We start from the raw sequence: 14260 nt of genomic DNA on the forward strand, positions 1-14260 counted from the left end.
AACGCCTGATTCCCCATCAGGCGTTTTTGTTTTTTGAAATATATTGCACAATATTTGATTATGTAGCGCCATGAAAATACCATTTATAGAGGTGATATCCTGGATTGAGCACCGTCCAGACCTTATGATGTGGAAGTTTCCCGATGAAGATGCTGAAATAAAGAACGGCGCAAAGCTTACCGTGCGCGAATCTGAAAAAGCGCTTCTGCTGAATGAAGGCAAACTGGCCGATGTTTTTGAACCGGGTTTACATACCCTCACCAGCGCCAATGTTCCGGTGTTATCCCGCCTGAAAGGCTGGAAATATGGCTTTGAAAGCCCTTTCAAGGCCGATGTATATTTCTTTTCTACCAAACAGTTTGTTGCGCTTAAATGGGGTACGGCAGCGCCGGTAATTATGCGCGATACGCAGTTTGGCCAGGTACGCATACGTGCTTTCGGTACTTATAATATACGCATAAAGGATGTAGCTACCTTTTTTAAAGAATATGCAGGTACGTATCCGGTACTTTCGGTGGGCGAACTGCAGATAGCCTTGCGGGATTATATCTCACCCCGTTTTGGCCAGGCACTGGCGCAATCGGGCATTCCTGTTTTAGATATAGCTGGTAACCTGGAAAGTGTGAATTTGAAAATACGCCCTTTAATAGCACCTTATTTTGAGGCGCTGGGTGTAGAGGTTACAGAGTTTACCGTAAGTAGTGTAAACCTGCCGGAAGAGGTGCTGCAATACTTTGATAAAGTAACGGGTATGAACATGGTAACGGACATGGATAAGTATGCCCGCTTTAATACCGCCAACGCTATTGGACAACCGGGAACCGCTATTAATGATGGTGCGCAACAGGGTGCGGCTATGGGTATGTTGTTGCAGCAAGTTGCACAAACACAGGCTGCAGGCAGTTCTGCCCCCACTCCCGTTGCACCTGCTGATGATATTGCCGGCAAACTCACCAGATTGAAACAGTTGTTCGATAGTCAGCTGATTGATGAGGCGGAATACAAAGCTAAAAAAGCAGAATTGTTACAAAACCTGTGACCATGAAAGAGGATAAACCGATGAGTTTTATTGAACGTATGAAGCAGACCGCGCTTACACAAAAGAGTTATGGTGGTGAGGCGGAAATACACGCAGCCGGCGCGCAGCAGGCGGCCTGCCCCAATTGCGGGGCCAGCCGTACTAAAAACGACGGACTTACCCACTGCGCCTATTGCGGACATGCGTTTATTGAAACTACGCTTACCAATGGCCGGTATATCAACAAAGAAGACAATTCCCGATAACCTTACACCTGATAACCTTTATGCAAGAATTGCAACAACACCTGGAAGCTACGGAACAACGGCTGGATGCCTTTCTGGTTAAACTTACCCAACGTGCACAGGAACTGTTGAATGGCTTTGAGCAGGAAGCGGTGAACATACGCCGCAACGATACTATTTACGGGCAGGCTTACAGCCGGTTTTTAGCAGCCACACGCGGGCAGGTGCAAAAGCTGCGCGAAAAGGTGAAGGAGGTAGAAGAAACACAGATTATGCCTGTGTTTTACAGGCATTGCACGCAGTCTTCCTTAGCTGGCTTTTCTTCTATGGTTTATGAATGGCGCAACCGTTGCCAGGCAAAAATACTACAGTGGGAAGAACAGCTGTATGCCAGTGAATCTGCCGCCATAGAGCGCGCAGAATGGCAGGATTACGAAACAGTTTTTCAATCGCATCTTCAACAGTATCATGCCGAAAAAGAAAAGGTTTATTGCAAACAATGTGGTGCAAAGCTGGCAATAAACCAGGTGTATTATTACACGGTATATATTACCTGCACCTTCTGCCAAACGCAAAACATATTTAACCCCGGCACCAGCGCCCGCCAGCTGGAAGATACGGCGCGTAAACTGGCAGAACAACGTTCGCGCCCCGTGCTGGAGCAGCAGCAGTTTTATCAGCAACGCGAACGCGATTTGTATATGCAGGCGCACGAACTGCAGCTTTCACTGATTCACGAAAAAAACAACCAGATAATAAAGGAAAAACAACAGGCCATAGCCCGGCTGGAAGAGCAGCGGCAGGAAGCCGTTGTAAAAGCGCCGCAGCTGATGGAAGAGTACCATAGGTCTGTTTTTGATGAACTGAATAATCTGTTACCAGATCTGCGCGAACACCACGAAAAGTTTTACCGTGCCATTACAACGCACTATCAATAATCTATTCACTATTAACAGCGTTACTATGACAAACAATCCGTTATTAGAGCCTATCCATGGCATAAGCCTGTACGACTATTCCGCCGCCAATGCCCGTTTGGCCAATAATGTGCCGGTGGAAGATGTATGTAAGGCACTGGGTATAGAGCAACCGGTATGGGAAGAAGTAAATGATTTATGGGTAAAGCGCATGCAGGAAGATGGCGAGTTTGTAGTAGCCACCCAAATGGGCAATTATTTTGCCCAGGCCGATCAGCATCCTAAACTGGGTTCGCTGAAGGCAGCAGCTGCCGCCGCTGACCAGGGCAATCTGCAGCAACTGGCTGCTGACCGCTATTTTTACGAAGAGCTGAATGGTGCCCGCGAGGCAGCTTACGAAGCCGGCTTAGACGGGGCGCAATGGATACTGGAAAACTATGGTATTTCCCTGGGCGATTTTCAGCAGGTGGCCATGCAGTGGTCGCAGGTAATGCAGCAGGAAGGTTATGAAACCATGAACCAGTACCTGCAATACCGCCAGGAGAAGAAAGACGAATACGCCGCACGTTTTGCAGAAGAACAGGGTGGTAATGTGGCTGACGATATTGAGTTTTAAGAAGGATTAACCTTTACTGTAAAGGCAGCAGTCTATGCAGATGTTTTGCATGGGCTGCTGCCTTTTTTATGTATTGCTTTAAATGCCAGCTACAGTACCAATGGGGCCGCTACTTACCTTCTGCCCTTTGCGGTAAACCGCGTTAATTTTCCGGGTATTTTTAATATCCGTAAGCGGGTTGGCATTCAGTATCACAAAATCTGCTTCCTTACCGGTTTCAATACTCCCTTGTTTGTTGGCTAACCCCAGCAGCCGCGCACCGTTCAGGGTTGCTATGCCTATTACCTCACCAGGCGTAAGTCCGGCCTGCACCATCAGTTCCATTTCCTGGTGTTCTGAAAAGCCCTGCGGCCGTATAGGCAAAGCGCCGGAATCGGTTCCCAGTGCAGTGGCAACGCCTGCACGGTACAGCTTTAACAGGTTACGCATGGCTATTTTCAGGGCTGCTTTCTCCCTGGGTGTTTTAGGGTCGTTCATTACTTTCTGCTTATACGCAGTACTGGTAACCATTTCATACACGCCGGGTTCCAGCGAGGCACGGAAAAACGGATCATTTACCCAGGCGGGTGTTTGCTCGTATGCGTAAGCAAATTCATCCAGCGAAAGTGTAGGTATATACACCACCTTCCGTTGCTTCATCAGTGCTATAAAAGCTTCATCCACTTCTTTATCACGAATGCTGTGTGCTATAATATCCAGTCCCAGTTGCACCAGTTTGCGGGCATCTTCCAGGTAGTACACATGCGCAGCTACCCGTATGCCTCTGGCATGTGCCTGTTGCACAATAGCAGTATATATTTCCGGCTTCATTTTGGGCATGCTGCCTCCAAAATCATCTACCCATATTTTAATTACATCCGGTTTCAGCGCCGCCAGCGAATCTACCTGCTTCTGTGCCTGCCCAGCTGTTTCGGGGCGAAATACGCTGCTCATGCCCATGGCTACCGGTGGCGCACCGCCAGCTACCCCAAAGCCATAAAGTGCAGAATAAATAGTAGCACCGGGTATTAATCCGGCGCGGGAAGAGTCGCGTAACGGCAGCAACAGCGCCTGTTCTGTACCCATAGAAAGTACCGTGCTTACGCCATAGTGCTGGTAGCGTAGCAACTGGTTACGTACATTGGCGGCTGTATAATTGGCAGCAGCGTTGGTGGTGTCTTTTATAATGCCCAGGTGCCCATGCATGTTATACAGGGTGGGTATCAGGTATTTGCCGGAAAGGTCAATATAGGTGGCATCTTTAGGTAACTCCGCTGCTTCTGTATGTTGACTTACAATAATTCCATCCTGCACTACCAGTGTCTGATTGGTTTGTACTTCATCGCGGTTGCCATTAACAATATTGGCGTGGCGGAATACCAGGGTGTTTTGTGCATATATCTGGCCGGTAACAAGTACTGCCGCCAGAAAAAGGTGCCTGATTTGCATAAAATTATCAGATTATAAGGTTGTACCACTCCCCTGCAATTATCTTGCTGAATTTCAGGGATAAGGCTACTTTCCTGATAAAATATAATTATCCTGGCTGTAAGGCTTGATGCAGGAAGAAAACCATGGTGAAGCGGTAAAGGTGCCTGCCGTAAAAGATATTGCTGAAATTTTTATGGCCCTGGCAAACTGTAGTATAATGCAGATGGCTTTTAAAATTAGTGCGTGGGGCCAACTTCCGTTGTTTTCAGCAGGTTGCCGTTTGCATCATACGCCTTTAACTGGTATAGCGCGCCTGTTTTGTCGTAATACTCCCAGGTGCCTGTTTTAATGCCCGCCTTGTAAAAACCTTTCTGAAGTAGTTTCCCATCGGCATTATAAATCAACTTTCCTCCTTCCTCTTTACCCATGTTCATTCTCCCTTTACTGGTAAGGCCGCCCGTAAGGTAAAACTCGTAAGGGCCGTTCATGGTTTCATTTACACAGTAAAACCAACCTAGCGGCGTGGCATAGGTGGAATCCTGATAAACTTTACGCAGAAAAAGCGCAGGGTTGGTTTTATGAATAAAAGTGATGGTGTAATTGTATCCCAGAAATACGCTTGTATCCTTTATTACATAACCGGTGGTAGTAAAGGTGTCTGCTACCTGTTGCTTTGCTTCATATGCGGCCGGCTGGCCGCTTCTTTCCGCTTCCAGCTTCCCAATTCTTTTATCCTGTGCTATAATATACAAAGTCAGTTCTTCAATCTTTTGCAGCAGCAGTGCCTGTGTGGCAGCTACATCGGTACCGTGGCGTGCTACAGAATCTGCGGCCGGTACATCCGGTAAACGGTTATGCTGCTGAATATAGCTGGCTACTTCCGGCAAAGGTTTTAACCGGTAAGAAGGTGCAAATACAAAATCAGACCATCCGGGCTGATCTACTTTTACTTTGCGGGCTTCCATGGTGCCATCAACCTTAATAGAGTTATAGGTAGTACTTCCTCTTTTGGTAACGGAATACAGCGTTTCGCCCTTGTCGTTCAAACCAATAAAGTCCTTTATAGCATCCGCGTTATATAACATAATAGTGTTGCCGTTTAGTCCCAGCAGCGTACCTCCGCGGCTGATGCTTGACTGGCCCCACCGGGCGTCAAACTCGTATCCGTTCAGCTTTTTAGCGCTGATATTCCATTCGCCGGATGCTCCTGCGCCGGTAAGTGAAGGGGCATAGTTTTTAATATTGGCGCTGTTAAGGGCTACCTGTGCGTGGGTGACTCCACATAGTAAAAGTGTAAATGCAGTGAAAGTGTATGTTGTCAGGCGCATAGGAAAAGTTTAATTATTATGTTAGATGGCCAGCCACATGCGACGCTTATCCACGTCTATATCAAATGTATTTTCAGCGTTTGCATCAGGAAGGTGTTCGCTCATTTCAGCTTGCCGGGTGTAAGTCAGAACAGCCTGCGAGCTAAGGTTCAGAATCAATTCATACTCCTCCTGTCCTGTTTTGCCTGAAAAAGCTTTAAATATCAATTGTTTTGAGAAAGATACATGCGAAGGCTGATAGTATTTATCTGGCAAATGAGCAGATACTCCATCACACCAAAAGCCTTTACATTCCGGCAAACTGCTACTTCTCAACAGCCGGGTAAGCAAATACTCCAGGGCTGAACAAAAATCTTTGTTTGGTATATGGCTGTCGATGATCATTTTTAGTACGTTTTACCTGAACTTACCGGTAACTTATGTAAATCGTTTCCGGCAATCCGCCGAATACAAATTCAGTTACCTCGCACAGCCACATTCTGTGGTTAATGGTTTCGCCTTTGTAGGTTTCCATATAATAATAGCCACCGCCGATGGAATCGCGGAGGTTTTCTATCAGTTGTATGCTGTCGGCTCCTTCAAAATCAGTATCGCTTAATTCCAGAAAACATTCGTTGGTATTGTTGCTGGCTTTATCCAGCATGTCATCTGCGCCTTCCACCATTTCCAGTGCGCTGATGGGGCCTGTCCATTCCGGCAGGTCAATATACCATTTGTCTTCCGGGGTTTTGTAAAAACGGAATAATTGTTTCATAGTTCTCTACGGTTAATGATACGGGTAATATTCGAATCTAAATAGTATACCACATGGTGCATGGTTTTGCTGCCAGCGGCATTCTGTGCTTTAAAGGTATGTTGCATCCGGTAACCGGAAAAAACGGGTGCCAGGTCCTGCATTAATTCGCTGTTACGGGCCATACACTGGCGGGCGCTGTCTTTGGTTAGCTTTAGCAGGTTGTTATAATATTCCGATTGTTCGCGGGTAATTTTGTTCTCCAGATATGCTTTCAGCTGGTTAGTATACTCCTCCATCCGTTGCTGGTAGGTTTTCAGTAATGCATTGTTGGCTTCAAATTCGGGCTGGTTACTGCTGGTAAAAGCGCTGTCCAGTTTGCTGAAATCTATGGGGTCATAACTGTTATAATCCGGCAGATAGGTTCTCATATCTTCCTGCACCAGCGCTTTAGCCTTGCTTTCAGAAGATGTATCACAGGCTATCAAAAAACAAAGGGCTACTATAGAAACTAATTTCTTGCTCATAAAATGTTCGGGTTGAAATACTGCTTATCGTGCGCCGAAAATAAACCTCTTCTTTCGGTTGCGCCGCATAATAAGGGGTATGGCTGAATAATGTGTTAACCGGTTATTCTTCCTCGCGTAAACGCTCGTCGGTATAGGTAATTTTGGTTCTGCCATGGGGCCATGGAGCGCCGTTTTCATCCACGCTTACAAACACAATCTTTTCAATGGTAAGAATGCTTTTGCGGGTAATTTTATTACGTACCTCGCAGGTAAGCGTAAGAGAGGTGCGGCCAAAATGTACGGCTTTAATGCCCAGTTCTATAATATCTCCCTGTTTGGCGCTGCTGATAAAGTTAATTTCACTCATGTATTTGGTTACGCAACGGTTGGTGCCCAGCTGAATAATAGAGTAAATAGCAGCTTCCTCGTCAATCCAGCGGAGCAAACTACCGCCGAATAAGGTGCCATGTGCATTCAGGTCTTCGGGTTTTACCCATTTTCTGGTATAAAAGTTCATCTGTTGGTCGTTTTTACGGCTGCAATTTAACGTATGCCTCAGTTAAACGTGCAGCCGTAACCAACATGTTTTACCAGCCTTTAACCGCCCCGCCTTTAAATACTTCTCTGGCGGCCTTTACCACCGCTTCGCTCTGGTAAGCTTTTACAAACTGCTGTACTTTTTCCTGGTCTTTATTGTCTTCCCGTGCGGCAATTACGTTTACATAGGGCGATTCTTTGTCCTCTATAAATATGCCTTCTTTTTCCGGGTCCAGCCCTGCCTGTGCGGCAAAGTTGTTATTGATAATGGCCAGGGTAACTTCTTTATCGTCCAGCACACGCGGTAATTGCGGCGCTTCAATTTCCAGTATTTTCAGCGCTTTGGGGTTGGCGGTGATATCCGTAAGTCTTGGCAACAGGCCTACCCCCTCTTTCAGGGTTATCAGGCCGTTTTTCTGCAACAGCAGCAGTGCCCGGCCTTCATTGCTGGGGTCGTTAGGTATGGCAATGGTGCTGCCGTTAAGCAGTTCTGCGGTGGTTTTAATCTTTTTAGAGTAGGCTACTATCGGGTACACAAAAGTTTTGCCTACCACGGCCAGTTTGTACCCACGTTGTCTGGCTTGTGCTTCCAGGTAAGGTATGTGCTGAAAGGCGTTTACATCTATATCACCGTGACTAAGGGCTTCATTCGGTACCACATAGTCGTTAAATGCCACCAGCTCCACTTCCAGTCCATACTTTTCTTTGGCTTCTTTCCGGGCGGCTTCTGCAATGGCCTTTTCCGGGCCGGAGGTAACGCCCACTTTCAGGTAATGCGGATCATTTTTAGTGTTGTTACCACAGGATGTGGCGGTAACAAAGGCAGCAACAACAGCGATATACGATAGTAGTTTCATAACAGATAAAGGTTTTATTTACCGGTGATTGAATTTTCGGGAAAGACGGTCGCCTGTGGCCTGTATAGCAAATACCAGGGCTACCAGCAGCACTAATACGCTGTTCATAATAAAAGCATCATAACCTACATAACCGTACTGGTAACCTATTTGTCCCAGCCCCCCTGCTCCTACGGCGCCTCCCATAGCAGAATAGCCTACCAGGGCAATCAGCGTAATAGCGGCAGCGTTAATCAGCGAAGGCAATGCTTCGGGCAGTAATACTTTGGTTACAATCTGCACGGGTGTAGCACCCATGGCTCTGGCAGTTTCTACCAGTCCGCCCGGTACTTCCAGCAAGCTGTTCTCTACCAGTCGCGCAATAAAAGGCGCAGCGCCAATGCTCAGCGGAACAAGCGCGGCAGCCATGCCTATAGAAGTGCCAACAAGTATCCGGGTAAACGGTATCATCCATACAATAAGAATGATAAAAGGAATAGACCGGAATATGTTTATGGTTACAGATAGTATGCGGTTATACAGCACATGCTCCAGCAATTGTCCTTTACGCGTAAGGTACAGGAATATTCCGGCAGGTAACCCCAGGGCAAAGCCAAAGAAGCCGGATACAAACGTCATAAAAACGGTTTCCCCCAGTCCCTTCAGTAACAGGGAAAGTGTGGTATCAGGCATATCCTCTGATTGTATTTTTGATGTGATGGCTGTTCAGGTACAACAGTGCATTGCGGTTACTATCGTCTGTACCCTGCAGGTGTAATAGTACCCGGCCAAAGTTGGTGCTGCCCAGGTATTCAATATCTGCCTTAATCAGCTTATAAGGTAAATGATACTGACTATGAAAAGTGTTTACCAGACTGTCAAAGGCCACATTGCCCTCCAGCTCAATTTCTACCAGCGGATGCAGGCCTGGCGTATATTCCGGTTGCAGCGTGTTGTAAATATCTGGTGGTAAACTCATGGCCTGGGTGTGTATGAACTGCTGAATAACCGGGTGCTGACTTTCTTTCAGCAGGGTTTCCAGTGTGCCCTGTGCTACCAGTTTACCCTGGTCAATAACAGCTACATGATTACAGATAGATTTTACCACATGCATTTCGTGCGTAATCAGCAGTATGGTAATATTCAGGCGGCGGTTAATATCGCGCAGTAGCTGTAGTATACTCTGTGTGGTTTCCGGGTCCAGCGCGCTGGTAGCCTCATCACACAACAGCAAATGCGGGTCGTTGGCCAATGCCCGTGCAATAGCTACACGTTGTTTCTGGCCGCCCGATAAACTCCTGGGGTATTCGTCTGCTTTGTTTTGTAGCCCTACCACTTCCAGTAATGCAGTTACTTTACGGTGAATAGTGGCCTTGTCGGTTTTATCCAGCTCCAGTGGCAGGGCTACATTATCAAAAACAGTTCTGGAAGAAAGCAGGTTAAAATGCTGGAATATCATCCCTATTTTCTTCCTTTCATCGGCCAGCTGCTTCGGCGTGCAGGTGGCCAGGTTTCTGCCGTGTATCATCACCGCGCCCTCATCGGGGCGTTCCAGCATGTTTACGCAGCGTATCAATGTACTCTTTCCGGCGCCGGACCTTCCTATAATTCCTACAATATCCCCTTCAGCAATATCCAGACTTACCTTATCTAAAGCCTGATATACCTGATTCTTATGACGGAACTGTTTGGATAAATTTTGAATAACAATCATTCAGAGATGCTTGAATTAAGGGTGCTGGTTGTTCTTTTGAAAGGCGTTTACCAAAGGCAGTATCAGCCAGTTGTACGTATAACACCCTAAACATATTTTAAAGGCCGATTCCAGTACGGCGCAAAACAACAACACACCTGCTGTTATATTGGCTGCTACCGGAACTTGTAATAACAGCAATACAGATATAGTAAGTGAAAACACAAAGCCCAGCAGTGCAGCAAACTTTTTAGGAGGCGCAAATACCGGCTTTGCTGCCCAGCCTGCACTTTTAACCAGTGCTTTTGCTGCAAAAGCCAATGGTGAGGTGCGGGTGCTGAATGCCCGTATGGCAAAATCAGCCACCAGCAACAGGGCAGGAACCAGCCAGCCCGTCAGCAGTATTACTATGGTTGCTATACTTACCTGTGCCGCCACTACCCGTACCACGTGCTCATCTAAATAAAGTCCTTTTGTCTGGTTCATGTGTATTCTGTAAAAGCACCGCTAACCGGTTGTTTCTGAGACAAAGCTAAATAATTTACATTACCCTACCAAAAAGGTTGGTTAATAGGAGTTGTTAATGTTTCTTTGTAGAGACTACTATTACCTCACTCACTCAACAAAACTATGGCAACAGAAAAAACACAACAGACTGCTTTGGGCGACGTAGCCGCGAGGCAACTTGCAATTGCAACCAGAACCGCCCCCCAGATGATTACCATTTCACCCCGGTGGTTAACACAACTGCTGCATTGGGTACCGGTAGAGTCGGGCGTATTCCGTTTAAACAAAGTAAAAAACGCTACGCAGATTGAAGTAGACTGTTCTACCAGAGACGAAAAGATACTGCCGCAAACCTTTGTGGATTATGTGGAAGACCCGCGCGAGTATAACCTGGCTGCAGTACAAACCATTGTAGATGTGCATACCCGGGTGTCTGATTTGTACAGCAAACCTTATAATCAGATTTCAGAGCAGCTACGTCTGGCCATTGAAACCATTAAAGAAAGACAGGAAAGCGAATTAATCAACAACCGCAGCTATGGTCTGCTGCACAGCGTAGCACCGGAACAACGTATTAAAACACGCAAAGGCGGCCCCGCTCCTGACGATCTGGATGAGCTCATTTCCCGTGTGTGGAAAGAGCCTGGCTTTTTTCTGTTACACCCGCTGGCTATTGCTGCTTTTGGCAGGGAATGCACCCGCCGTGGTGTGCCCCCGCCTACGGTTTCTTTATTTGGTTCGCAGTTTCTTACCTGGAGGGGCATTCCGCTTATTCCATCTGATAAACTGCCCATTGAAAACGGTAAAACCAAAGTTATTCTGTTGCGTACCGGTGAATCGCGCCAGGGTGTAATAGGCCTGTTTCAACCCGGTTTACAGGGTGAGCAAACACCGGGCTTATCGGTAAGGTTTATGGGCATTAACGACCGTGCTATCGCCTCCTACCTGGTATCGCTGTATTGTTCACTGGCTGTGCTGGTAGATGATGCTATTGCTGTATTGGATGATGTAGAAATAGGTAATTACTATGAGTACAAATACTAACCAGCCACCCGGCCTGCCGGATGTTGCACAATTGCAGCAACTGGCCAATGCCTTTTTCCGGGCCCTGCCTGGCGAGGCTCCCGGTGCGGTGTCGCTACAACCGGAAGATCACCCTATTGCATCAGGCATGGCAGAAACACTGGCCAATAGCATACAGCTGCCCGTGTTCTGGGAGGATGCGGGTGCCGCTTCTTCCGGTTATACGGCTGTTGCGGGTAAGGCTCCTCAGCAACAGTATGCAACTGGTGCCGGCCGCGCGCCGGTTGCGGTAGCAGGCAGCGGCGCATCGCCCTCCTACCTGCAGCAGGGTAATAGTTTCAATATCAAAGAACCCGCTACCAGTTTTCCGGATAACAATCTGCGCAACATCACGCCTGGAGCAGCTAAGGCACCTCATTCAGGTGAATGGGAAAACCCGTTTCAGTTTGATCTGCCTCCGTTTTTTCAGCAACAGCACAGTAGCCAGCCACGTGTGCCGGTTAGTTTTCCGCTTGCAGCTGCACCCACGCCTCCGCCCTCTTTTTACTTTTTGAATGAGCAGCAGTTTGCCAACTATGGTACTACCAGTGGTGTGCAGCCTTCGCAGCTGAAACATGCGTTTGGCGGACCGGCTTTTGATGCCTATGCTATCCGTAACGACTTTCCCATTCTGGTGAAAGAAAAGGTAAACGGAAAATCGCTGGTATGGCTGGATAACGCCGCTACCACGCAAAAACCGCAACTGGTAATTGACAGAATTTCCAGCTTTTACCAGCACGAAAATTCTAACATACACCGTGCGGCACATGAACTGGCAGCCCGCGCTACAGATGCCTATGAGGCGGCGCGCGAAAAAGTAAGGGCTTTTCTGGGTGCACGTTCTGCCAACGAAATCATTTTTGTAAGGGGTGCCACAGAAGCCATAAATCTGGTGGCCCAAAGCTGGGGCGAACAGCATCTGGCACCGGGTGATGAAATTATTGTGAGTCACCTGGAACACCACGCCAACATAGTACCCTGGAAAAGGCTGGCTGATAAAAAAGGCTTAACCCTGAAAGTGATTCCGGTTGATGATGATGGCCAGATATTGCTGGATGCCTATGCAAAACTGTTAACGCCTAAAACCCGGCTGGTGGCCTTTACACAGGTGTCCAATGCATTGGGTACGGTTACGCCCGCTCAGCAGATCATTGCTATGGCACATGCTGCCGGAGCTAAAGTACTGGTAGATGGTGCGCAATCCGTATCGCACATCCCTGTGAATGTACAGGCGCTGGATGCAGACTGGTTTGCCTTCTCCGGCCATAAAGTGTTTGGCCCTACCGGCATAGGGGTGTTATACGGCAAAGAGCACCTGCTCAATGCCACAGAACCCTGGCAAGGCGGCGGTAACATGATTAAAGACGTAACGTTTGAAGAAATTCAATACCACCCCGCTCCTAACCGTTTTGAAGCCGGTACCGGAAATATAGCGGATGCAGTGGGGCTGGGTGCGGCTATTGATTATGTTACTAAAATTGGCCTGCCTGCTATTAACCAGTACGAACACTGGCTGCTGGAATACGCTACGTATCATATGAAGCAGATACCGGGCCTGCGCCTGATTGGTACTGCGCCAGACAAAGCCAGCGTACTGTCTTTTAACCTGAAAGGTCATTCCAATGACGAGGTGGGCAAAGCGTTGAACAAGGAAGGGATAGCGGTAAGAACCGGCCATCACTGTGCACAGCCTATTCTGCGCAGAATGGGCGTGGAAACCTCTGTTCGCCCTTCGCTGGCGTTTTATAACACCTGTGAAGATGTGGACAGATTAGTGAGCACACTCTGGCGATTGGTTAAATAATGGAAACGCCGCCTTAACTGCGGCGCTTTCTTTTTATTGGTCGGCGAGCATCGCTTTGGTTATTTAACCTTTGTTTCCAGTTCCATTACCCGCTTTTCCAGCGCTTCCTGCTTTTTATGCTGCTCAATAATATAGAGCGTAAGTTCTTCAATCTTTTTAAGCAGCATGGCCTGACTTTCGCCCACCTCTATTCCCTCCTTTTTTACTTCTTCGGCAGAAGGAACTTCCGGCAGATGCTTGTTATGCTGAATATACTTTTCAACCTGCGGCAATGGTTTTAACTGGTACGAAGAATCAAATACATAGTCTGACCATCCGAGTTGTGTAACACGAATCTTATGTGCCATGATAGCACCTTTTACTGATAGCTTTTCTTTCGGGTCAGTTGTGCCTATACCTACGTTGCCATTAGAGATGTAATGGTTGCCTTCCCCTGTAATAGTAAGCAGCTTATTGGATGCAACCGGCAGGTCTGACAATTGAGGCGGGTTAAATGCAGGAGTGGTTGTACCCGTTGGTGCAGTGTTCACTTTTATCTGATTAAAGCTCACTAAAGGATCGGCGGGTGTTTGCAGATAGGTGATTTTAACCCTGCAGTTGCTGTAGTTGGCAACGTCGCAGTAAACAGGAAGTACACGGTTTACATAGCCTCCGTAGCTGGTAGATAAATCAGAAGGGTTACCCAGTATAATACGGGCAGCCATAAAACCGGAGGTTTCAGTTAGCTTTAACTGAGGGGTTCCACTGTTGGCGCCGGTTCCATATCCTATTTCCACCAGATACCGGGCATAGGATGGTTGATAAAATTGTTGAAACAGTTCAACTACTATGCTACCTCCGTTTTGCCAGTGAAAAGAGTTGTAGCATACCGTGGCTACTTCATAACGCATGGGCTGTGTGGCATTAGCTGCTAATAAGTCAGTTACAGAGGTTTTTACCCCGTTCTGGTCAATCGTAGTCTGGGCGGTTGATTGTGCTGCCCATAACAACAGGCATAAAGAGAGCGTTTTTCTTTTCATTTCAAAGGTTTAAGAGTTATTATTTA

At 47.3% G+C, this 14260-nt stretch carries 17 protein-coding genes; 6 read left to right on the forward strand and 11 right to left on the reverse strand.

Going from position 1 to position 14260, the window contains the following annotated elements:
* The first annotated feature begins 70 nt into the window (after positions 1–70).
* Genes IEY13_RS15885 through IEY13_RS15900 form a run of 4 tightly spaced genes read left to right on the forward strand, consistent with a single transcriptional unit; the run spans position 71 to position 2796 of the window.
* Entirely contained in the window at positions 71–1039 is a 969-nt protein-coding gene (locus IEY13_RS15885; protein ID WP_188953833.1) for an SPFH domain-containing protein, read from the forward strand.
* A 2-nt stretch (positions 1040–1041) separates the two neighbouring features.
* Positions 1042–1284, forward strand: a complete 243-nt coding sequence (locus IEY13_RS15890; RefSeq protein ID WP_188953835.1) for a hypothetical protein — start codon at positions 1042–1044, stop codon at positions 1282–1284.
* Positions 1285–1304: 20 nt separating this feature from the next.
* Positions 1305–2201, forward strand: a complete 897-nt coding sequence (locus IEY13_RS15895) for a hypothetical protein (RefSeq protein WP_188953837.1) — start codon at positions 1305–1307, stop codon at positions 2199–2201.
* Between the two features lie 25 nt (positions 2202–2226).
* Positions 2227–2796, forward strand: a complete 570-nt coding sequence (locus tag IEY13_RS15900) for a DUF6620 family protein (RefSeq protein WP_188953839.1) — start codon at positions 2227–2229, stop codon at positions 2794–2796.
* Positions 2797–2874: 78 nt separating this feature from the next.
* On the opposite strand, the gene IEY13_RS15905 is transcribed toward IEY13_RS15900, so the two are convergent.
* The 10 genes from IEY13_RS15905 to IEY13_RS15950 all read right to left on the reverse strand — a co-directional run bounded on the left by IEY13_RS15905 (position 2875) and on the right by IEY13_RS15950 (position 10328).
* Positions 2875–4224, reverse strand: a complete 1350-nt coding sequence (locus tag IEY13_RS15905) for an amidohydrolase family protein (RefSeq protein WP_188953841.1) — start codon at positions 4222–4224, stop codon at positions 2875–2877.
* A gap of 218 nt (positions 4225–4442) precedes the next feature.
* Positions 4443–5534, reverse strand: a complete 1092-nt coding sequence (locus IEY13_RS15910; protein ID WP_188953843.1) for a toxin-antitoxin system YwqK family antitoxin — start codon at positions 5532–5534, stop codon at positions 4443–4445.
* A 21-nt stretch (positions 5535–5555) separates the two neighbouring features.
* Positions 5556–5918 carry a hypothetical protein gene (locus IEY13_RS15915; protein ID WP_188953845.1) on the reverse strand — a complete coding sequence of 121 codons (363 nt, stop codon included), beginning with the start codon at positions 5916–5918 and terminating at the stop codon, positions 5556–5558.
* Positions 5919–5940: 22 nt separating this feature from the next.
* The gene (locus IEY13_RS15920; RefSeq protein ID WP_188953847.1) at positions 5941–6288 is read right to left on the reverse strand and encodes a DUF6717 family protein; all 348 of its coding nucleotides are present in this window, start codon (positions 6286–6288) and stop codon (positions 5941–5943) included.
* Positions 6285–6794, reverse strand: coding sequence for a hypothetical protein (locus IEY13_RS15925; protein WP_188953849.1), 510 nt, complete (start codon positions 6792–6794; stop codon positions 6285–6287). The genes IEY13_RS15920 and IEY13_RS15925 overlap by 4 nt, the downstream gene beginning before the upstream one ends.
* A gap of 103 nt (positions 6795–6897) precedes the next feature.
* The gene (locus IEY13_RS15930) at positions 6898–7293 is read right to left on the reverse strand and encodes an acyl-CoA thioesterase (protein WP_188953851.1); all 396 of its coding nucleotides are present in this window, start codon (positions 7291–7293) and stop codon (positions 6898–6900) included.
* 70 nt (positions 7294–7363) lie between these two features.
* Positions 7364–8170 (reverse strand): methionine ABC transporter substrate-binding lipoprotein MetQ, encoded by an 807-nt coding sequence (metQ, locus tag IEY13_RS15935; protein WP_188953853.1) that lies wholly within the window; start codon positions 8168–8170, stop codon positions 7364–7366.
* Between the two features lie 18 nt (positions 8171–8188).
* The gene (gene metI / locus IEY13_RS15940; protein ID WP_188953855.1) at positions 8189–8842 is read right to left on the reverse strand and encodes a methionine ABC transporter permease MetI; all 654 of its coding nucleotides are present in this window, start codon (positions 8840–8842) and stop codon (positions 8189–8191) included.
* Positions 8835–9863, reverse strand: coding sequence for a methionine ABC transporter ATP-binding protein (locus IEY13_RS15945; protein WP_188953857.1), 1029 nt, complete (start codon positions 9861–9863; stop codon positions 8835–8837). The genes metI and IEY13_RS15945 overlap by 8 nt, the downstream gene beginning before the upstream one ends.
* Before the next feature lie 15 nt (positions 9864–9878).
* On the reverse strand, positions 9879–10328 hold the full coding sequence (locus tag IEY13_RS15950) for a DUF4395 domain-containing protein (RefSeq protein ID WP_188953860.1): 450 nt from the start codon (positions 10326–10328) through the stop codon (positions 9879–9881).
* Between the two features lie 144 nt (positions 10329–10472).
* Here IEY13_RS15950 and IEY13_RS15955 point away from each other — a divergent pair, with 144 nt between their 5' ends.
* Positions 10473–11393, forward strand: coding sequence for a family 2A encapsulin nanocompartment shell protein (locus IEY13_RS15955; protein ID WP_188953861.1), 921 nt, complete (start codon positions 10473–10475; stop codon positions 11391–11393).
* Positions 11377–13215, forward strand: coding sequence for a family 2A encapsulin nanocompartment cargo protein cysteine desulfurase (locus IEY13_RS15960; protein WP_188953863.1), 1839 nt, complete (start codon positions 11377–11379; stop codon positions 13213–13215). The genes IEY13_RS15955 and IEY13_RS15960 overlap by 17 nt, the downstream gene beginning before the upstream one ends.
* 59 nt (positions 13216–13274) lie before the next feature.
* Here IEY13_RS15960 and IEY13_RS15965 read toward each other — a convergent pair whose 3' ends face one another.
* Positions 13275–14234, reverse strand: a complete 960-nt coding sequence (locus IEY13_RS15965; protein ID WP_188953865.1) for a hypothetical protein — start codon at positions 14232–14234, stop codon at positions 13275–13277.
* Positions 14235–14260: the final 26 nt, after the last annotated feature.

The sequence above is a fragment of the Filimonas zeae genome (assembly GCF_014641615.1).
GTDB lineage: Bacteria > Bacteroidota > Bacteroidia > Chitinophagales > Chitinophagaceae > Filimonas > Filimonas zeae.